This is a genomic window from Chromobacterium fluminis, assembly GCF_011602385.1.
Classification (GTDB): domain Bacteria; phylum Pseudomonadota; class Gammaproteobacteria; order Burkholderiales; family Chromobacteriaceae; genus Chromobacterium; species Chromobacterium fluminis.
The window spans coordinates 102,723-122,915 of record NZ_JAAOMA010000013.1 but is presented as its reverse complement, the minus strand read 5'-3'; the positions used below and the strand labels follow the sequence as shown (position 1 = coordinate 122,915).

Sequence of the window (20,193 nt, the reverse complement as noted above, 5' to 3'; positions counted from 1 at the left end):
GCCCTGCACGGTCTCGGTGGCCAGATGATGGGTCAGCTCGGCGGCTAGCATACGCTCAGCGAGCTGCTTCTTGAGGAGGCCGGCCAAGCCCGATTCGCCGAGGATCGATTCGGCGTCCTTACCTTCGGCCTGCGCCAGAAGTTGGTCGATCAGTTCGTCAGGAATGAGCTTGGGTGCCTTGAGTTTCTTGAGTTTCTTGGTGGTCATTGCAACGGTCATGTAGCGTCCCTTTCGGTATCATCTCATGACCTCATGCACACAGAAAATCTGACAGGCTCGTCGATTCAAGCGCTCAGGCGCTCCGGTAGAGGCTGGCGCTCTTCCTTCATCTGCTCGTATACGTCCTTTACCAATAAGACAATGCCGTGCAAGGCCTTTTCCTGCGACCTGTCCAGATGCGACAGCAAGGGAAACTCGTCGCAGAGCCCAACATACTCCTCGTCTTCCGGCGACCAGACCACTCGGTACGAGTAGTGTCTATAGTCCATCTTCTGCTCCTTTAACCTTCTCAATAGCCTTCAGCACCTGCTTCACCTGGTACGCTTTCGCTTTGCCGTGGCCATTGTCTTGAATATTAACGCCTCCTGGAATTCCCGGGATCTTGTAGATATGATGGCTGCCCTTAACGCGCCCTTTACCGAAAAGGGCATCACACACGGCCACAAGTTCATCAAAACTGATATTGCCCGCCGATGTCCTCATTTTCCCTATGGTTTTCTCGACAGTCATCATTGACCTCTACCAGCCAAGTATAGCTTGATGCTGGCACCCTCCCCCTAAACCGTCAAGCCGGCAAGATCATTGAAAAACAATACATTGCCGTCAGCCAGCCGACGTCCACGCCTCTGAAAATCGCGGGTGCTCGGTCAACGCCCCGCCATGGCGCACAATGAAACAGGGCATGGCCCGCAAGCCATGCCCTGTTCCGCTTCGCCGCCGTTTAACACTCAGCGCGTCACGTCGAAACCCGCGTCCTCCACCGCCGCCGCCAGTTCCTCCGGCGACACGATCTCCGCGTCGTACACCACCTTGGCCTGCTTTGCCTCCAGGCTGACCTCGGCCTCGCTGACGCCGGCCATGCCGCTGAGCACGCCGCTGACGCTTTTCACGCAACCCTGGCAGGTCATGCCATCCACTTTCATGATCAATTCTGGCATTACTTTCTCCTGAAAAAATTCAAAACTCCGCTAGCGCCGATGCCGCCTTATTTCCAGCGCCTCAACAACAGCGAATTACTCACCACCGATACCGAACTCATCGCCATCGCCGCGCCGGCGATCACCGGGTTCAACATGCCCAGCGCCGCCAGCGGAATCCCCATCACGTTGTAGATGAAGGCGAACAGCAGATTCTGCCGGATTTTGCGCAGGCTGGCGCGCGACAACCGAATCGCGTCCACCGCGTGCATCAGGTCGCCGTGCATCAGGGTGATGTCGGCGGCCTCTATCGCCACGTCCGAGCCGGCGCCCATCGCCAGGCTGACGTCGGCGGCGGCCAACGCCGGCGCGTCGTTGACGCCATCGCCCATCATCGCCACCTTAAAGCCCTGCGCCTGCCAACGCCGCACTTCCGCCGCCTTGTCCTGCGGCTTCACCTCGGCGCGGTAGTCGCGGATGCCCGCCTCCGCGGCGATGCCGGCGGCGGTGGCCGGATTGTCCCCGGTCAGCATCGCCACCCGTATGCCCATGGCCTGCAACTGCGCCACCGCCAGGGCCGAGCTGGGGCGGATGCGGTCGGCAATGGCCAACAGGCCCAACAGCTCCTCGCCGCGCGCCACCGCCACCACGGTGTTTCCCGCCTGTTGCAAGGGCAAGGCGGCGCTCAAGGCCTGCTCGCCCAGCCAGCCGGGCACACCGGCTCGCACCAAGCCGTGGCCGGCCACTTCCGCCTGCACTCCCTGCCCCACCTGGGCGGCGAAGCCGCTGACCGGCAGCAAGCTCAGGCCCTGTCCTTGCGCCTGTTGCAGGATGGCGCGCGCCAGCGGGTGTTCCGATCCAGCCTCCACGCTGGCGGCCAGTTGCAGCACCAAGTCCGCGTCCGCCGCCAAGGGCAGCACTTGTTTCACTTGCGGCTTGCCCTCGGTCAGCGTGCCGGTCTTGTCCACCAACAGCACCCCCACCTGGCTGGCCAGTTCCAGCGCGGTGGCATTGCGGAACAGGATGCCGCGCCGCGCGCCGTTGCCCACGCCCACCATCACCGCCGTCGGCGTGGCCAGGCCCAGCGCGCAAGGGCAGGCGATCACCAGCACCGCCACCGCGTGGATCAGCGCCGCCGACCAATCCTGCAGCCACAGGCCGGTAACGACGAAGGTCAGCAGGCTGATGCCCACCACTACCGGCACGAACACGCCGGAAATCACGTCCGCCAATTGCTGAATCGGCGCCTTTGAGCCCTGGGCCGCGCTGACCAGGCGCACAATCTCGGCCAACTGGGTATCCCCGCCCACGCCGGTGGCGCGCACCTTCAGCATGCCGTCCTGATTGCGGGTGGCGGCGTAGACGCTGTCGCCTACGCGCTTGGCCACCGGCAGGCTTTCGCCGGTCAACATGCTTTCATCCAGCGCCGCCGCGCCGTCCACCACCTCGCCGTCCACCGGCAAGGTTTCTCCGTGGCGCACCACAATCAGATCGCCCTGACGCAGCGCGGTGACCGCCACCTCCTCCACCCGGCCGTCCTCGCGCTCCACGCGGGCGGTCTTGGGCGCCAACCGGATCAGTTCCTCGATCGCGGCCGAAGTTTTGCCCTTGGCGCGGGCTTCCAACAGCTTGCCCAGCAACACCAGCGTAATCACCGAGGCGCTGGCTTCAAAATAAACATGCTGGCCTTCCAGGCCCAGCAAGGTCACCGCCGCCGACAACAGCCAGGCCATGCTGGTGCCCAGGGCCACCAGCACGTCCATATTGGCGCCGCCGCCGCGCAGCGCCGCCCAGGCGCCCTTGTAGAAACGCCAGCCGACGACAAATTGCACCGGCGTGGCCAAGGCCAACTGCCAGTAACGCGGCAGCCAGCCATGATGGCCGCCGCTGAACATCGCCGCCATTTCAATCACGAAGGGCAAGGTCAGCAAGGCGGAGAACGCGAACCACAGCCGCTCGCGCCGGTAGCGGCGCGCATGCTCGGCGGCCAGCGTGTCGTCGCCCGGCCCGGCCTTGGCCGCGGCCTGGTAACCGGCGCGGCTCACCGCGGCGATCAGCGCCGCCTCGTCGGCCAGGCCGGCCACGTAGTCGATACGAGCGCTCTCGCTGGCGAAATTGACTTGAGCGGACACGCCAGGCAAGCGGTTCAGCACCTTCTCGATGCGGCCGGCGCAGGCGGCGCAGGTCATGCCCTGGATGTCCAGCTCCGCCTGCCGGCGCGGCACGGCGAAACCGGTCTTGGCGATGGTGTCCACCAAGGTTTGCGGCGGGGTTTTGACCGGGTCGAACGAAACCTTGGCCGATTCGCTGGCGAAATTGACCGCCGCCTCCACCCCGTCCAGCCGGTTCAACTGTTTTTCAATCCTGGCGGCGCAGGCCGCGCAACTCATGCCCTCAATCGGCAAATCCACGGTGCTTGCTGTCATGATGACCTCCTGGGTTGAATTATATACCCCCACAGGGTATTAATGGCAAACCCTTTTTTCGCGATTGTCACGGTGCCGGGCTTTACCGCGCCGGCGGCCGCGTGGTAACAAGAAAGGCTGAGAACCCTTGCAGGAAAACGCTATGCCCCTGAAACGCTACGGCGACGATTGCGCTTTGATCGTGGTGGACGTGCAAAACAGTTTTTGTCCCGGCGGCGAACTGGCGGTAGCCGACGGCGATCAGATCGTGCCGCTGATCAACCACATGATGCAGTTCTTCAACCGGGTGATCCTGACCCAGGACTGGCACCCGGCCAAACATGTATCCTTCGCCAGCCAGCATGCCGGCACGCAGCCTTTCGACAGCATCCAGCTGCCTTATGGCGAGCAGACGCTGTGGCCGGACCATTGCGTGGCCGGCAGCCGCGGCGCCGAATTCCACCCGGAGCTGGACACCCGCCTCGCGCAGCTGATCATCCGCAAGGGCTGCAACCCCGCGCTGGACAGCTATTCCGCCTTTGTCGAAGCGGATCGCCAAACCCCCACCGGCCTGGCCGGCTATCTGGCCGAACGCGGCGTCAAGCGCGTGTGGCTGGCCGGGCTCGCCACGGACTACTGCGTGGCCTGGAGCGCGCTGGACGCGCGCGCCGCCGGCCTGGAAACCATGGTGGTGGACGATGCCTGCCGCGGCATCAATCTGAACGGATCGCTCAGCAGCGCCTGGGCGCACATGCTGGCCGCCGGCGTGCAGCGGCTGCGCTCGGACGAGGTGTAAGAAGCTGTTCAATATCTGCTGCGCATCGGCGAGAGTGTTTAAATCACTTTGTCTCGTCTAGCTTGCGAGACGTTGAACAGGCGCTAAGCAAGCCCGGCGCTGGCAGGCGCCTAGAAACAAAAACACTAAGAACGTGTTTACGATCTCGCGAGCTAAGGCGAGACAAGGCGAAAACAAGCGAAAAAGCGGAATGGTCAAGCGGTACATGAGCATTTTGAGGGCGTTTTCAACGCCGTATCGCCGACGCGCAGCAGATCGTAAACAGGTTCTAAGGAGAAGAAGAATGAAGCTATTCCAACACGCCCGCCTCTGGCTGGCCGCCGGCCTGCTGCTGGCCGGCTTGGCGCGCGCGGACGCGCCGCTGGTGCTGATGACGGACTTTGGCCTCAAGGACGGCGCGGTGTCGGCGATGCGCGGCGTCGCCTACTCGGTGGACCCCAAACTGACGTTGTCCGACCTCACCCACGAGATCCCGGATTACGACATCTGGAGCGGCGCCTACCGGCTGTACCAGACCGCCAACTACTGGCCCAAGGGCACGGTGTTCGTGTCGGTGGTGGATCCGGGCGTCGGCACCGAACGCCAGTCCGTGGTGCTGAAAACCCGGGATGGCCGCTATTTCGTCAATCCCAACAACGGCCTGCTGACCTTGATCGCCGAGCGCGATGGCGTGGCCGAACTGCGCCGCATCGACGAGAAAACCAACCGCCTGCAAGGCTCGGCGGACTCCTACACCTTCCACGGCCGCGACGTCTATGCCTATACCGGCGCGCGGCTGGCCGCCGGCAAGATCCGATTCGAGGAAGTGGGCCCGCCGCTGCCGGCCGCCGCCGTGGTCAAGCTACCCTATCAACGCGCCGAAGCCGCCGGCGAACGGATCAAGGGCATGATCCCGGTGCTGGACCCGCAATACGGCAATGTGTGGACCAACATCCCCAAAACGCTGTTCGAAGCCCAGGGCTTCCGCCCCGGCGACGCGGTGAAAGTGCGCCTCTTCAAGCAGGGCCAGCTGGTGGACGAGGTGGTGGCGCCCTACCGCCGCACCTTTGGCGAAGTGGCCGACGGCCAGCCGCTGGTCTATCTGAACAGCCTGCTGGACGTATCGCTGGCGCTGAATAGGGACAGCTACGCCGCCAAACGCGGCATAGGCTCCGGCCCGGAGTGGTCGGTGGAGCTGAGCCGGCCCTAGTATCCGCCGCCGCTATTCAAAATCGAACTTCAAGGTAGCGCTGCCCTGAAACGCGCCAGGCTGCGGCCGCGCCCGCATTTTCACCGGCCAGGCGGACAGATCGAATTGCGCTTTCTGGCTGGGGTAATCCAGCGCGATCGGGACCAGTTGCTGTGGCCCCGCTATCGCGCCCGGCACATTGGGCTCCACCAGCTTGCCGCCGCTTTCCATTGCCACCGCGACATCCTGGTGCGTGGTTTCCAAGTAGCGCGCGTCCAGCTCATGCGGTCGCCCTTCCAAAGCCAGATTAATCTTGACCCCGGCCGAGATATTGGCGCACTGGATCTGGAAACTACGGTTCACCGCGTTTAGCCCACCCGAGCCGGGGCTAGCCAGTTGCGGCGGGAGCAGCTCGCCGAAATCGATGGTGGTCTGCTGGCCGGGCGCCAGCTTGCAGTTTTGCGGTACGGTGACCTCCGCGCTCAAATACACGGCGGCAATGGGCAGCGAAGGAGGACTAGGGATGGTCATACTGGCATACAAATCAAATAACTTGGTGGCGGGAATCACACTGGTGCCGACAAAGGGCCGGTTTATCAATAGATGGACTTTCCCCTTGCTACCCGAGGTAAAACTAACCGACATTGAAGTCCCGCTGCACCCGGTCTCCTCCGACTTATTATCGAGATTGCTAAAAGGAATAGGAAAATAATTTCTAAGCGCTCCCTGAATATAAATCTCGCTGCCCACCTCTAAATTCTTATTGATGCGATAGAATTGCACATTGCGGCCATTAACTGATTTGACCGCCCCTTCAAGCAGATCAGAATTGATGATGGTGGTGTAGTGGATATTTCTCTTGGACTGACTGGTCCAGCAGGTACAGCTGCCGGGATAGGAACCGCCCAGATCCCAATTATGGGTATTGGCGAATAAGGCGCCAGCGCTATTGTCGCTGGTATCGGTAAAGGTTTTGATAAAGGCGACATCAAAGCGTTTGGCATTACCGCCGCTTGGCTTGCAGGCGCCAGCCATGGACAAACTTGAGAACATCAGCATAAATAGCGCGGCGGAACCGCCAGGAAGCCAAGGGGGAGCAGAAAAGCGTGTCATGATTATTACGAGCTCTTTCTTGAGCCACAGACATGGCAAGTGGGCACTCACGGATAGGACACAACAAACGTGGCCGTCGCCGCAAACGCGCCCGGCTGGATAGGCGCGGCGGTGGTGCGCACATAATGAGCGTTCAGATCCAGCGTCAGCACCGGATTGCCGCTGCTGGCGGTGCCCAGCGCAATGCGGCGGCTGCTGTCGGCACTGTCGGGCGGGCCAAAATACACATCGGCCTGGCCCCCGCGGCGTAATCGAACCCCCAAGCCCTTAGCGCTGCCAGCCGCGCCGGCATGATTCGGCGTCAGCGTATGGCTGGTGTTTTCCGGAGCGCCGGCATCGGTGAAATTGATGGAGGGCTTGGCATTGATGCCGCACTCCTCCAGCCGGATGCTGAAAGACACGCTGTCCTGGGACACCTCGTCCTTGCGCCCCAGCCCGGACACATTGATCGCGTCCATCGACACGCTTTGCTGTTGCGAATTTAGCGATATCTTGCAACTGGGCGAGGGTAGCACTGGCGGAGTCGCGCCACTCCAGTTGTTATCAATAAAGGAGTGCACTCCCTTAGGGTACTTAATGTCCGCTCCGACACCGGTAGACGATCCATTACAGCCTTTGGACACATTCTGGCTCGTGCCGCTACCTGTGCCATACATATAAATACTGAAACCAGCCGAAACCAGCCCCACGGTTCCCCCGACATAGAGTTTGGGATCGGTCAGCACCAACTCCTGAACGAAAAAATTCACCTTGGAATAGCTTCCCGGCGCTTTCGGAAAGTCATCCCCTGGGGCCCAAGTATTAGCATGATTATTCCCACTGTGGATGATATCGCCAAGGCCATTATCTAAATGGCGCCAGCGTACCCCCAGCCCAGGTAGCTGGCTATCTATGGTGTCGAATTTATCGGGCCTAGGTGCGGCTGTCCAACCCGCCCCGACACGCAGCTGATCATTGTTAATAGGTGTAGCCACCTGATACTTCGTCGTGATGATGAAGGTCCGGCGGGCCACCACATCGCCGGCCTTGGAGTTGCTGCTGATCGGATCCCCTGGCCCCTCTATCGGGGTACTGACGTCCGTCTTTTCACAGCTGGTGATCCTGGCCTGAGCCGGCAAGCTGACCCAGAGCAGCAGCCACAGCGGCCCCCACCATCCCATCGCCCTCCCTAAGCGATGCCAGCACCGCTTGCTGCCACGGCAACGCCAGCCACAGCCTATTGTGTTCACCATCCATCTCATCTCTTGCGCCTTCTCGTTTCGATCTAATCGCAATTCAGGGTCCGCCGCTGATAAAACTGACCGGCCTTGGCCGGCGGCAGCCGGTAATCGGCCACGCATTGGCCACCTCGCCATTTCACCGCCAACCGGCCGGCATCCTGCTTCAGCAAGAGCAGCACCTTGCCCTTGGGGTCGACAATGCCCAGCGGCTTGCCCTCGCTGTCTTCCACGCTGGCGCCAAACGGCGCGGTGCCGCCGTCCGGCCGCAGCAGGGTGAACTGGGCGCGCAGGCCGCGGCGGGCCTTGAACACCCCCTTGACCACGGCGCCGCGCCGCGGCACCACCTGCTTGACGGTGTCGTCCAGCTCCGCGTCCGCGCCCAACTGCCGCGTATCCAGATTCAGGGAGTTGACGCGATAAGGCTGCGCATACGGCTGCACCACATAGCCATTGCGTCCCAGCTTGCCGCCGTCGCCGGCGCGCAGCTCAGACCCGGACAGCCCCTCCACCTGCAATAGCGCGAAGGTGTCGCCCACGGTGCGGCTCAGGTTGACGCCGCCGCCATGGACGACGATGGCGCCGGAAGCGCCCACGCTGCCGGACTGGTACTGGCGCGCCGCGTTGTAGGCCGCGCTCAGCTGCATGAAATCGGCGCTGTGATTGACGCTGATGCCGGCGGAGCTGCTGCCGTCGCGGCTGCTATGACCGGCCTGCACCGAATAAGACGTGTCCTCGCCCACATACCCGTTGACGCCGGCCTGCAAGGAGGCGCCGCCGCCGGTGGTGTGGCTCAAATTGGAGTACAAGCGGGGCGAGCGCGGCTTATCGCCCAATGGCACGGTGAAGGTCAGCATCGCCTGGGTGCTGCTGACGCCGCCGGGGCGGCTGTCGCGGCTCTGGCTCACGGAAAAGTTGTAACCCATGCGCTTCCAGTTATTGCCGTAGCCCAGGCCCACGCTGCCGGTGCTGCCGCTCTGGCCCCAATAGCTTTGCTGGCTCAGGTTCAGATACAGGCTGCCGAAACGGCGCTCGCGGCCCAGGTCCTGCTGGGTGGTCAGATCAATGCGCGAACGGCTGCGCCCGAATTGCGCCTGGCTGTTGCCGGCCAGATCGTTGGCGTGATCGTTGAAGCTGCGGTAGCCATCGGTGGAATAGCGATAGGCCGCCAGTGTCAGGTTGGTCAGCGTGCGGGTAAAGGTTTTGGCGTAGAGCAGGCGCACGCTCTGGCCCTGTTGCCGCTGCCCCTGGACGCGGCTGAGGGACTGAGTGACATCCAGCGACAGCGCACCCAGCGGCGTATTGGTGCCCACACCCAGGTTCAGCGCCTGGAAGTCGGCGCTGAACTGCAGGCCGGCGGCCACGGTGCTGTCGTCGCCGATGCCGTAGACCAAGGTGCCGGCGGCAAAGCCGGGACGCACGTTCTGCCCCCCCTGGTATTCGCCGATGGCGGCGCTGTACTGCCAGCGGCCCTTGCGCAGCATCAACGGCAGGCTGGAGAAGGCTTGGTGCGTCACCCGCTTGCTGCCGTCGGCCTCGGTGACGGTGATTTCCAAATCGCCATTGGAGCCGGATGGGAAAATGTCGGTCAGTTCGAACGGCCCCGGCGGCACATTGGCGCGATACAGGGTGTAGCCGTTCTGGCGCACTTCCACCACCGCGTTGCTCTGCGCCTGGCCGCGGATCACCGGCGCGTAACCGCGCTCGCTGTCCGGCAGCATGCCGTCGTCGCTGGCCAGTTGCGCGCCGCGAAAGCGCAGGCTATCGAACAGCGTGGGGTCGGTGTATTGCTCGCCCAGCGCCAGCTGGCTTTTCCAGGCGGTGATGTCGCGCTGCAGCAGCAGGCGGTTGCTGCGCGCGTCCATGGACTGGCCATCGGCCCAGCTCAGCGTGGCGTCGTTGCGCAGCCGCCAGGCGCCCAGATTGACGCCGTTCTGCAAGCCCAGGAAGGCGTTGCGGTTATTGCTGCCGCCAACGCCGCTGCTGCGGCTCTCACTGGCGTTGAACTGGTAGTTGACATAGGCGGCGGCCACCCCCTCGTCCCACAGCGCCGGGTCGATATACCCGCGCGCGCTGCGGCTCAGAAAGGCTTGCGGAATGCTCAGCTTCAACTGCAGCCGGGTGGAGTCGTAATCCACCGCCGCCTGATCCATCAAGGCCGGCAGATCCAGGCAGGCGGAGTCGTCCGCGGACAGCGGCGGCGTCAGGCTCTGCAATTGCACGCCGGCGGTTTGCAGCAAGTCGGCATCCACGCAGGGCGTCACCCTGCCGCTGACGGGGTCTTGCACGAACACCACGTCGCGGCGTCCGGTCAATTGGCCATTAACCAGCAGGTCCACGCGATAGCTGCCGGGCAGCAGGGCGTTGCCGGCGCCCAGCACCGCGCTCAGGTCCGCCGGCCGGCCGGCGCTGTTGATGAAGTTGGTATTGAAGGCCAGCAAGGTGGGCGCGGCCGGCGTCTCCGCCTCCGCCCGCGACCACTCCGCCAGCGCCAGCAAGATCAGCAGACAGCCGGGCTTCAAGACGGAACGACGCCGCGGCATGGCGGACCGCAACAAATAATCAGAACGTATACGCATAACTGGGCTTACTCGAACAGAGCCGACGGCTAGGCCGTCCAGCGATGAATCGGTAGCGTGCAGCCTATGGCCGTATCGCCGTCAAAGTTCCTCGTCGCGCTTGAGCTGGCGCGGACGCGCGTCCTGGCCGGCTTCCAGCGACACCGCGTATTCCACGTGGCCGCCAAAGTCGTTGATGATGCCGTATCGCAGCTGCGCCGCCGCCGCGGGCAGCGGCCATTGCCCATTGCCGCCGGGCGCCACCATATAGGCGCTGGCCAGTTCTTTGCTGGCCTTGCCGGCTTGCAACGCCAAATCCACCACCGTTACGTGGTAGCGGCTGGGGTTGTCCACGCGCAGCACCGGCTTGCCGTCCTGCCGGAGCACGCTCCAACGCAGGCTTTCCGGCGCTTGCAGCGCGGCGCCGCTGCCCAGCGATTTGGGGCGAAAAAACACCTTGATGCGCTGGCGCACCGCCAGCTGCAACACATTGTCGCCGCTGACGGCCTGGGGAATTTCCTGCACATTCAGCCAGAACACGGTTTCCCGGTCCTCGGCCGCGCCGCTGCCGGCATAAAGCACGCGCAGCAGCTGTTGCTGCTTGGCCGGCAACCGCGCCAGCGGCGGCGTCACCGCGAACGGCAGCTCGCCCGGCTCGCCTTCGGCCGGCTCCAGCCAGGACTGGACCAGGATGTCCTCGCCCAGATTGCTGACGATGACGGGCGCTTCCTTATTGCCGCCGTCGAAGACAAGCCGGGTGCCGTTCAGCGCAATGCCGGCCCCGGCCGGCTGCATGGCGATGGCCAGCAGCAGGGAAATGAGAATGGTTTTCATTGGATAGGACCATCGGTAGGACTAGGGTTTCAAGGCGGCTGGCGTGGCCATGGATATAGCTGGATGCCGGGAAGAGGCTGTTCAAAGCCTGCTTGCGGTAGAGAGACATGGCGCGTTGAGCGCCTGCTCAAAGTCTGCTGCGCTGTGGCGGAATCCTTGGACAAGGACGTAGAAAGCCGCTTTGAAATGCTCATATACCGCTGGTACATGCCGCTTTCTCAGCCGCAACACCCTGCTTCGCCCTAGTTTGCTAGGCTTTGAACAGGCTCCAAGTGCCCGCCACAACGCACGGCCCCGCCCTGGCTCGCGAGGCTTTGAACAGACTCTGAGCAGCGGCAAGCCGCTCCAGTCCTGCTTGGCGCCGGAAGGCGCCAAGCAGAGTGTTTACTCGTAGGTCAGGGTAAACGGCAGACTGGCATTGGCGATGCCGGCGGTAGGCGTGCCATTGGCTACATAGGCGGCGGCAAAACTGACCTTGCGAACTTCATTCGCGGTGCCGGCCGCTTCTTCTTTCAGCAAAGCGCCATTGGTCAGGTCGTAGGCCTTGGGGTTGGTGCTGACGGCGCTGTCGTACAGCGCGATGCCCACGCCTCGGGCAAAGCCCGGCGACTGGGTACCGTTGTTGACGCGCAGGATGTTGCCGTTCACCACTTCCGGCGCCAGGCCGGCCAGATTCATCGATACCTTGCTGGCGGTTTTGCAGATGATGCTGAAGTTCACTTGGCTGCTGCCGCTGCCGGTGAATTTGGGGTCCGCCACCGTGCCGATGTCTTCCACCGACACCGTGCCCATGTCCACCTTGACGCTGGTGGCATCGCCATTGGACGAGCTGAGGCGGCAGGAGTCCGCCACCACCTTGCCGGTGAAGTCGATCTGGCCGGACAGTTTAGTGGCCTCCTCGGCAAACACCGGGCTGACAGCCAAGGCGCTCAGTGCCGCCAAAAGGAATTTCCCTTGCTTGCTGCTTAATAGTTTCATACCAAAACCTCCCTCAGATTGGAAAAGCCGCAGCTCATTTACCTGCGACATTCGAATGACGCCAACGCGTCAATGCCAAAACGCCAACAATCTTGAGTGAGGATTCTATGTTTTCATCAGCTTATTAAATATAGGATTTATCCCATTTTAACGTCATAAAAACATGGCGCAGCATTACCATTACATAATGATGCAATTTTAATGCAACTATTAATTAGTTAAGATTAATGGAATATTTAACCTATCTCCACAAAAATATCGGGATAGGTCAATATAAAAACTATCGAAGGGAAGAGAAAAACGACGCGGCACGATGGCGGCAAGCCGGAACAGCCTGCGCCGGGCAGGCTGAAGCATTAGCAGGAGGAACGCAGGTCGAACAGGAACAGCAAAATCGGCGGCCACCACACGGACGCCCGCCGCTTCACCAGGCTGCCTGGCCCCTACATGGCCTCACAGCCAGCGCCTTTTCCAAAACAACCAGCCCAGCCCGCCGGCGATGCCCAGCATCGCCGCCAACACCAGATGGTAGCCGTAATGCCATTTCAGCTCCGGCATGTATTCGAAATTCATGCCGTAAATGCCCGCAATCAGCGTCAACGGCATGAAAATCATGGTCAACACGGTGAGCACCCGCATTTGCAGGTTGAGACGGTGAGATTGAGTGGACAGGTAAAGATCCAACATATCGCCCACCATCTCGCGCGACATTTCCAGCGATTCGATCACATGCATGGTGTGATCGTAGGCGTCGCGCAGATAGACCAGAGTTTCCGGCTTGAAGAAGCCGTGTTCGCCGCGGTTCAGCGAGATCAGCATTTCCCGCATCGGCATCAGCGCGCGGCGCAGCTTCAGACAATCCCGCTTCAGCCGCTGAATCTGCATCAACACGCCCTGGTCGCGGCCGCGCAGCAGCATGCTGTCCATGCGCTCCACTCTTTCGTTGAACTCGGTGAGCACGCCGAAGTAGTCGTCTATCATCGCGTCCAGCAAGGAATAGCCCAGGTAGTCCGCCTCCTTGTGACGCAGCAGGCCGCGTCCGCGGCGCAGCCGTTCCCGTACTTCCTCAAACACGCCGGTGGGGCGTTCCTGGAAGGTCAGGACGAAGCGACGGCCGATGACCAGATAGATCTGATCGGACAGCAGCCGGCCCGCTCCGTTTTCACTGTGCTGGTGGTAGTCGAACACCCGACTGGCGACGAACAAGTAATCGCCATAGTCCTCCACCTTGGGCCGCTGACGCGCGTTCATGATGTCTTCCAACACCAAGGAGTGCAGGCCAAAGCGCTGCCCGATGGCCCGCATCACCTCGGGCTGGTGCAGGCCGTAGACGTTGAGCCACAGCACGCCGCTGCCGGGCTGGTGGGCCAGGCCTTCCGACACGGTCTGGAACACGGTTTCCTGCAATGGCTCCGGGCCGTATTCGAACAGCGAGATTGAGGCTTCCGGCAACTTCGCCTCGCCCACCGACAGCAAGGTGCCGGGCGCTTCGCCCAGCGTGGGAATGCGTTTTTTTAGCGTGGCGTGGCGCATGGACGGGTCACACTTGCACGATATCTAGCACGAAGCCGACGTTCTTCCACTGGCCAATCTCCTGTTTGAAGCCGCTGGCGGTCAGCGGGCTGCCTTTCAGCCAGACTTTGTTCAGAGTCAGCGCGAAGCCGGTGGCGTGCTGACGCAGGTCCAGCATTTCCGGCAGCGCGATGCTGTTGCGGCTGCGGTGGAACAAGACCGCCAGCCGCAGCGACACCACCGCCTGCCACAGGCTGGAGTCTTCCATGTATTGCCGCATCTTGCCCATGTCGCCACGGTGGCCCAGCACGATGGCGGCCAGCGTGGCCTGCTCGCGCTTGGAGAAGCCGGGCATGTCGGCGTGCTGCAGGATGTAGGAAGAGTGCTTGTGATAAGCGGTGTGCGAGATGGTCAGTCCGATCTCGTGCAGCTTGGCGGCCCACAACAGGCGCTTGAGCATGGCCTGGTCCACATCTTCGCCGGCCACCATCCGGTACAGACGCTCGGCCAGCGTGGTGACGCGCTCGGCCTGGCCGGTGTCCACATGGTAGCGGCGTTTGAATTGGGCGACGGTGGTATCGCGCATGTCCTTTTCACGCTGGCGGCCTAATAGATCGTATAGCACGCCGTCGCGCAGAGCGCCTTCGGCCACCGTCATCTTGTCGATGGCCAACTCCTGAAACACCGCGATCATGATGGCGAGGCCGCCTGCCAGCACCGGCGCGCGGTCGGCCTTGAGGCCGTTGACGTCGATGGCGTCTATGCTGCCCTGGCGGATCAGCAGCGCCTTGAGCTTTTCCATCCCGGACAGGGTGATGTCGGCCGTGCTCCAGTCGTTGATTTCCAGCACGTCGCGCAAGGAGCGCGCGGTGCCGGAGGTGCCCACAGCCAGTTGCCATTCCTCGCGTTGGTATTGATGGGCGATGCGCTGGATCTCATTGCGCGCGGCCAGAATCGCGTCCTGAAAATTGGCCTGGGTCAGCTTGCCGTTGCCGAAATAACGCAATGTGTAGCTGACGCAGCCCAAGGGCAGGCTTTCCGTGACCAAAGCCTTGTAATGGCTGCCGATGATGAACTCGGTGGAGCCGCCGCCGATGTCCACCACCATGCGCCGCTCCTTGGTGTCCGGCAGCGAATGGGCGGCGCCCAGATAGATCAGCCGCGCTTCTTCGCGGCCGGCGATCACTTCAATGGGGAAACCCAGCAGCGGCTCGGCCTTGGCGATGAAATCCGCCGCGTTCTTGGCCACGCGCAGGGTGTTGGTGCCCACCGCGCGTACTTGGGCCGGGGTGAAGCCGCGCAGACGCTCGCCAAAGCGAGCGAGGCAGGCCAACGCCTTGTCCTGGGTTTCCTGGTCCAGCTGTTTGTCGGCGGTCAGGCCCGCGCCCAAGCGCACGGTCTCCTTCATCACGTCCAGCGCGTACAGCTGGTCGTCCACCACCCGCGACACTTGCAGGCGGAAGCTGTTGGAGCCCATATCGATGGTGGCGAGCACGTTGTTTGGGGGCGTGGTCAGTGTCAAAGACACCCCTTCTCTCTTTATCAAGGCCCGCGCCGAGCGCGGGGTGGATTCGTCATGGATTGAAACGCCGAGGCGGGCACGGACGCCAGACGCGACAATGGCGGCAACACCGAATGTTACCGCCATTTTAGGCAAACCGTCATGTCAAGTCGCCGTGGCCGGCGCTGCCGGGCTCAGCCCAGGGTTTCTCGCTTCTTGGTTTCCAGCGTGGTGTGACGGATGTCCTTGCCCTTGACCAGGTAGACCACGTATTCGGAAATATTGGTGGCGTGATCGCCGATGCGCTCTATCGCCTTGGAGATGAACAAGGTATCGATGGACATGCTGATGGTGCGCGGGTCTTCCATCATGAAGGTGATCAGCTGACGCAGCTCCGCGGCGAAATCCTCGTCCAGCTCCTGGTCGGCCTCGGCCAGTTCCAAGGCGGCGCTGGTATCCAGGCGGGCGAAGGCGTCCAGCGCGCGGCGCAACATGCCCAGCGCCGAGTCCGCCATTTTCTCGATTTCGCGGAAGCGCGGCACCTGATAGCGCTCCGACTGATAGATGGTCTTGCCCATGCGCGCAATCTTCTTGGCTTCGTCGCCGATGCGCTCCAGATCCGTGATCACCTTGATCACGGTGAACACGATGCGCAGATCGCTGGCGGCCGGCTGACGGCGGGCGATGATGTGCAGGCAGTCGTCGTCGATGGTGACTTCCATCGCGTTGACCAGCGCGTCTTCGGCAATCACCTTGTCCAGCTTGTCAATGTCGCCTGCCAGCAGGGCTTCCATCGCGGACAAAATCTGCTGCTCCACCAGTCCGCCCATCTGCAGGACGCGGGTGCGGATGGTTTCCAGCTCCATATCGAACTGTTTGGAAATATGCTCTGCCATGTCTGCCCCAAACCAAAACCTGTCAAAAAACGCTATGTTAATGCGGACAGATGACGACGATGTGACAATTCATCTGCCCGCGTCCGGGCGGCGCAAGCCTGTTCAGAGGCAGGTACGCGCCGTCAGGACTTTGAGCTGGCCGTTAACGGATTTCTTCGACGCCGCTCTGACGACCCAACACCAGCACATCGGCGCGACGGCGCGCGAACAGGCCGCAGGTAACCACGCCGGCCAGGTGGTTGATGATTTCTTCCAGTTCCACCGGCTTCTGAATCTTCAAGCCGTGCACGTCCAGAATCACATTGCCGTTGTCGGTGGTCACGCCCTGGCGCAGCTCCGGGTGGCCGCCGAGCTTGACCAGTTCGCGCGCCACATAGCTGCGCGCCATCGGGATGACTTCGATGGGCAGCGGGAAGCCGCCCAACATGGCGACGTATTTGGTTTCGTCGGCGATGCAGATGAACTGCTCGGCCACGCTGGCGACGATCTTCTCGCGGGTCAGCGCGGCGCCGCCTCCCTTGATCATGTGCAGGTGGTGGTTGATTTCGTCGGCGCCGTCGATGTATACCGGCAAGGCGTCCACTTCGTTCAGGTCGAACACCGGGATGTGGTGGGCTTTGAGACGGGCGGTGGAGGCGTCGGAGCTGGACACCGCGCCGCGGATGCGGCCCTTGATCGCGGCCAGTTCTTCGATGAACAGATTGACGGTGCTGCCGGTGCCCACGCCGACGATGCTGTCTTCCGGCACGAATTCAATGGCCTTCTTGGCCACGGCCAGCTTCAGTTGGTCCTGAGTCAACATGGTAATGCCTCCTGTGTTTGGATGGTGTTGCGCCGGGCGGATTATGGCACGGGGCGATCCGCCAGACACCTGTCATCAATTGCGAGCCGCAAACCGCGAAGCGCGGCGCGGTTTTACACGGACGTCAGCAGGCAGACGGCTTGCGCCTCTATCGCCTCGCAACGCCCCAAATAACCCAGCTTCTCGTTGGTTTTGCCCTTGACGTTGACCGCGCCTAAGTCCAGGCCAAGGTCTTCGGCGATGGCGGCGCGCATCGCGTCGATGTGCGGCGCCAGCTTGGGCTGCTGCGCAATCAGCGTGCTGTCCACATTCACCGGTCGCCAGCCGGCGGCGCGCACGCGCTTGGCCGCCTCGCGCAGCAGCGCGCGGCTGTCAGCGCCCTTGAACTCGGGATCGGTGTCCGGAAAGTGACGGCCGATATCGCCCAGCGCCGCCGCGCCCAACAGCGCGTCGGTAATCGCGTGCAGCAAGGCGTCGGCGTCGGAGTGGCCCAACAAGCCCTTGTCGTGCGGAATACGCACGCCGCCCAGGATCAACGGCCGGCCGGCCACCAGCTGATGCACGTCGTAGCCCTGTCCCACTCGAAACATATCAATCCTTTCTTGCCGACAGCACCGCGCGCGCCAAGGCCAGATCGCGCGGATAAGTCACTTTGAAATTCTGGGCGTCGCCCTCCACCAGCCGCGGCTTGCCGCCGCAGCGCTCTATCGCGGAGGCTTCGTCGGTCACATCCGCCAAGTCGCCGCCTTGCAGGGCCTCCCGCAATTTGCCGTGGCGGAACATCTGCGGGGTTTGCGCCAGCCACAGGCCGGCGCGCGAAACGGTGACCGCCACGCGCTGTTCGGCGTCGGCGCGCTTGACGGTGTCCGGCACCGGCAGGGCCAGCAAGCCGCCCACCGGATCGTCGCCCACCTCGGCCAGCAGCCGCTCCACCGCGTCCGCGGTCAGGCAGCAGCGCGCGGCGTCGTGCACCAGGATCCAGTCGTCGGCCTCGCAGTCCAGCGCCTCCAGGCCGTTGCGCACGCTCTCGGCGCGGCTGACGCCGCCCACGCGCAGCACTTGCAGCTTGGGAATGTCCCAGTCGAAATCGTCGAACCACTCGTCGCAGGGGGAAATCACCACCGCCACCGCCTCGACGGCGGGCACCGCGGCCAGGGCCTGCAGGGTATGCCACATCAGCGGCTTGCCGTTCAGCTGCAGGTATTGCTTGGGACTGGGCGCGCCGAAGCGGCTGCCGTGGCCGGCGGCCGGCACCAGCGCCAGATAGCGGCTCACGCGCCCTCTCCGGCCGGCGTCTCCAGGCTGCGCCACAGGCAGGTTCCCTTCACCGATTTGTCCAGATCGTTCAAATAGGTTTGATGATCCGCCAGTTCCCGCTCGTTGGCGCGCTTGACGATCAACGGCTTGCGCTCGAAATCCATCGCGCCGTGCTGGCCGCCGGGCAGATCGACGTCGATGTCCATCACCAGGCTTTCCTGGCCGCGGGTCATCCATAGATAGACTTCGGACAGCAGTTCGCAGTCCACCAGCGCGCCGTGCAAGGTGCGGTTGGAGCGGTCGATCTCGAAGCGGTCGCACAAGGCGTCCAGGCTATTGCGCTTGCCGGGGAACTGGTCGCGCGCCTCGCGCAGGGTGTCAATCACATTGGCGCACAGGTTCTTGATGGACGGCAGGCCCACTCTTTCGAATTCGGCGTTGAGAAAGCCGACGTCAAACGGCGCGTTGTGGATGATCAGCTCCGCGTCGCGCAGGAAGTCCGCCATTTCCTCTGCCACCTCGCGGAACTTGGGTTTGCCTTCCAGAAACTCCAGAGAGATGCCGTGCACGCGCTGGGCGTCCGGATCGATGTCGCGCTCCGGATGGATGTAAAGATGCAGATGTTTGCCGGTGAGCTTGCGGTTGATCATTTCCAGGCCGGCGAATTCGATGATGCGATGGCCTTGGGCGTGTTCGAGACCGGTGGTTTCGGTATCGAGAATGATTTGTCTCATGCGCTATCCTGGCGGCGGCCGCAGCCGGCGGCGCCGCTCTGAATCCTGAATAAGGGCGGGCGCGGCCGGGTCAGGCCAGCTCTACGCCGCGGTTGGCCAACTGATCGGCCCGTTCGTTGAATTCATGGCCGGCGTGGCCTTTGACCCAGCGCCACTCCACGTGCAGGTGGCGGTTGCGTTCGGCGTCCAATTGCTGCCACAGATCGGCGTTCTTCACCGGCTCCTTGGCCGCGGTCTTCCAGCCCCGCGCTTTCCAGCCGTGAATCCACTCGGAAATGCCTTTTTGCACATATTGGGAGTCGGTGTACACCACCACCTGGCAGGGCCGGTTCAAAGTGGCCAGGCCCTTGATCACGGCCAGTAACTCCATTCGGTTGTTGGTGGTGTTGGCCTCGCCGCCGCACACTTCCTTTTCCTTGCCCTTGAAGCGCAGCAAAGCGCCCCATCCGCCCGGTCCCGGATTGCCCTTGCAGGCGCCGTCGGTATACATCTCTACCTTGTCTTCAGTCGTCATGCTGTCTCGTCATTGCCGGGGCTTGCGCCCCGCTTGCTGTGTTGTCTCATGGTTCCCTGTGGCTGTGATGGCGCTCGTTGCCGGCGGCCACCGCCAGACCGGTTTTGGCCTTGGCCTGCTTCCAATTGGGCAGGATCAAACGCATGCCGCGCTGGCGTTTGATCGCCTCAATGCCGTACACGCCGGCAGCCAGCGGCCACCAGCGGTCCCCGGCCCGCTCCATGAAGCGGAAGCGTTGCACCCAGTCGCAACGGGAAAACGGCGGCGCGTAGCCCATGAAGCCTCCGCTCGCGGGCTCCAGCTCCAACAGGGTCAGCCAGTCCTTGATGCGCACCAGCGACAGAAAGTTGCCGCTCCACGGCGTGTTTTCGCGCCCCTGAATCAGCCTGCGCACGCCCCACAACGACACCGGATTGAAGCCGGTGAGGATCAGCCGGCCCTCCGGCATCAACACGCGCTCGGCTTCCCGCAGTACCTGATGCGGCACAGTGGTAAAATCCAGCACATGCGGCATCACCAACAGGTCCAGGCTGCGGCTTTCGAACGGCAGTTGCTCCGGATCGCACAGGATCTGCGCCGGCCCGGAATCCGCGACGCGGCACTGCCAGGGAATGCGGTTGGCGCGCAGGAAATCGACTTCCGGCAATCCCAGCTGCACCGCATGAAAGCCGAACACGTCGGCGACGGCGCGATCGAAATAAGCCTGCTCCCGCTCCAGCAGATAACATCCCAATTCGCTGGAGCTCAGCCAGTCGCTAAACGAATTCTTCAT

The 20,193-nt window shown here is 62.7% G+C and carries 20 protein-coding genes and 1 pseudogene; 2 read left to right on the top strand and 19 right to left on the bottom strand.

Going from position 1 to position 20,193, the window contains the following annotated elements:
* The 5 genes and pseudogenes from HA052_RS11395 to HA052_RS11375 form a co-directional block, all read right to left on the bottom strand.
* Nucleotides 1-207, bottom strand: a pseudogene (locus HA052_RS11395) (IS256 family transposase); the annotation flags it as partial.
* A 77-nt stretch (nt 208-284) separates the two neighbouring features.
* Complete coding sequence (locus tag HA052_RS11390) at nt 285-488, bottom strand: antitoxin HicB (RefSeq protein WP_166452037.1); 204 nt, start codon at nt 486-488, stop codon at nt 285-287.
* Nucleotides 478-732 carry a type II toxin-antitoxin system HicA family toxin gene (locus HA052_RS11385; RefSeq protein WP_166452036.1) on the bottom strand — a complete coding sequence of 85 codons (255 nt, stop codon included), beginning with the start codon at nt 730-732 and terminating at the stop codon, nt 478-480. The genes HA052_RS11390 and HA052_RS11385 overlap by 11 nt, the downstream gene beginning before the upstream one ends.
* Nucleotides 733-947: 215 nt before the next feature.
* Nucleotides 948-1,157, bottom strand: coding sequence for a heavy-metal-associated domain-containing protein (locus HA052_RS11380; RefSeq protein ID WP_107798446.1), 210 nt, complete (start codon nt 1,155-1,157; stop codon nt 948-950).
* 47 nt (nt 1,158-1,204) lie between these two features.
* On the bottom strand, nt 1,205-3,562 hold the full coding sequence (locus HA052_RS11375; RefSeq protein ID WP_166452035.1) for a heavy metal translocating P-type ATPase: 2,358 nt from the start codon (nt 3,560-3,562) through the stop codon (nt 1,205-1,207).
* A 142-nt stretch (nt 3,563-3,704) separates the two neighbouring features.
* Between HA052_RS11375 and pncA the strand changes: the two genes are divergently transcribed.
* On the top strand, nt 3,705-4,337 hold the full coding sequence (gene pncA / locus HA052_RS11370) for a bifunctional nicotinamidase/pyrazinamidase (RefSeq protein ID WP_166452034.1): 633 nt from the start codon (nt 3,705-3,707) through the stop codon (nt 4,335-4,337).
* Between the two features lie 283 nt (nt 4,338-4,620).
* Nucleotides 4,621-5,526, top strand: a complete 906-nt coding sequence (locus tag HA052_RS11365; protein ID WP_166452033.1) for an SAM hydrolase/SAM-dependent halogenase family protein — start codon at nt 4,621-4,623, stop codon at nt 5,524-5,526.
* A gap of 12 nt (nt 5,527-5,538) precedes the next feature.
* On the opposite strand, the gene HA052_RS11360 is transcribed toward HA052_RS11365, so the two are convergent.
* From HA052_RS11360 to HA052_RS11295, 14 genes are all read right to left on the bottom strand, one after another.
* Nucleotides 5,539-6,618, bottom strand: a complete 1,080-nt coding sequence (locus HA052_RS11360) for a fimbrial protein (protein ID WP_166452032.1) — start codon at nt 6,616-6,618, stop codon at nt 5,539-5,541.
* Nucleotides 6,619-6,665: 47 nt separating this feature from the next.
* Nucleotides 6,666-7,778 (bottom strand): fimbrial protein, encoded by a 1,113-nt coding sequence (locus HA052_RS11355; protein WP_166452031.1) that lies wholly within the window; start codon nt 7,776-7,778, stop codon nt 6,666-6,668.
* A 104-nt stretch (nt 7,779-7,882) separates the two neighbouring features.
* Nucleotides 7,883-10,414, bottom strand: a complete 2,532-nt coding sequence (locus tag HA052_RS11350) for a fimbria/pilus outer membrane usher protein (protein WP_166452030.1) — start codon at nt 10,412-10,414, stop codon at nt 7,883-7,885.
* An 81-nt stretch (nt 10,415-10,495) separates the two neighbouring features.
* Nucleotides 10,496-11,227, bottom strand: coding sequence for a fimbrial biogenesis chaperone (locus HA052_RS11345; RefSeq protein WP_166452029.1), 732 nt, complete (start codon nt 11,225-11,227; stop codon nt 10,496-10,498).
* Between the two features lie 384 nt (nt 11,228-11,611).
* Nucleotides 11,612-12,205, bottom strand: coding sequence for a fimbrial protein (locus HA052_RS11340; protein ID WP_166452028.1), 594 nt, complete (start codon nt 12,203-12,205; stop codon nt 11,612-11,614).
* 453 nt (nt 12,206-12,658) lie between these two features.
* A complete protein-coding gene (corA, locus tag HA052_RS11335) occupies nt 12,659-13,738 on the bottom strand; it encodes a magnesium/cobalt transporter CorA (RefSeq protein WP_166452027.1) in 1,080 nt (359 codons plus the stop codon).
* A gap of 7 nt (nt 13,739-13,745) precedes the next feature.
* Entirely contained in the window at nt 13,746-15,233 is a 1,488-nt protein-coding gene (gene ppx, locus HA052_RS11330; protein ID WP_439823238.1) for an exopolyphosphatase, read from the bottom strand.
* Between the two features lie 179 nt (nt 15,234-15,412).
* Nucleotides 15,413-16,114, bottom strand: coding sequence for a phosphate signaling complex protein PhoU (gene phoU, locus HA052_RS11325; RefSeq protein ID WP_081550253.1), 702 nt, complete (start codon nt 16,112-16,114; stop codon nt 15,413-15,415).
* A 142-nt stretch (nt 16,115-16,256) separates the two neighbouring features.
* Nucleotides 16,257-16,916 carry a ribose-5-phosphate isomerase RpiA gene (gene rpiA / locus HA052_RS11320; protein WP_166452026.1) on the bottom strand — a complete coding sequence of 220 codons (660 nt, stop codon included), beginning with the start codon at nt 16,914-16,916 and terminating at the stop codon, nt 16,257-16,259.
* Between the two features lie 113 nt (nt 16,917-17,029).
* On the bottom strand, nt 17,030-17,506 hold the full coding sequence (gene ispF / locus HA052_RS11315) for a 2-C-methyl-D-erythritol 2,4-cyclodiphosphate synthase (RefSeq protein WP_166452025.1): 477 nt from the start codon (nt 17,504-17,506) through the stop codon (nt 17,030-17,032).
* A gap of 1 nt (nt 17,507) precedes the next feature.
* The gene (gene ispD, locus HA052_RS11310; RefSeq protein ID WP_166452024.1) at nt 17,508-18,191 is read right to left on the bottom strand and encodes a 2-C-methyl-D-erythritol 4-phosphate cytidylyltransferase; all 684 of its coding nucleotides are present in this window, start codon (nt 18,189-18,191) and stop codon (nt 17,508-17,510) included.
* Nucleotides 18,188-18,907, bottom strand: a complete 720-nt coding sequence (gene dnaQ, locus HA052_RS11305; protein WP_166452023.1) for a DNA polymerase III subunit epsilon — start codon at nt 18,905-18,907, stop codon at nt 18,188-18,190. Before dnaQ ends, ispD begins: the two co-directional genes overlap by 4 nt.
* Nucleotides 18,908-18,977: 70 nt before the next feature.
* Nucleotides 18,978-19,421 carry a ribonuclease HI gene (gene rnhA, locus HA052_RS11300; protein ID WP_081550245.1) on the bottom strand — a complete coding sequence of 148 codons (444 nt, stop codon included), beginning with the start codon at nt 19,419-19,421 and terminating at the stop codon, nt 18,978-18,980.
* A gap of 46 nt (nt 19,422-19,467) precedes the next feature.
* Nucleotides 19,468-20,193, bottom strand: coding sequence for a class I SAM-dependent methyltransferase (locus HA052_RS11295; RefSeq protein ID WP_166452022.1), 726 nt, complete (start codon nt 20,191-20,193; stop codon nt 19,468-19,470).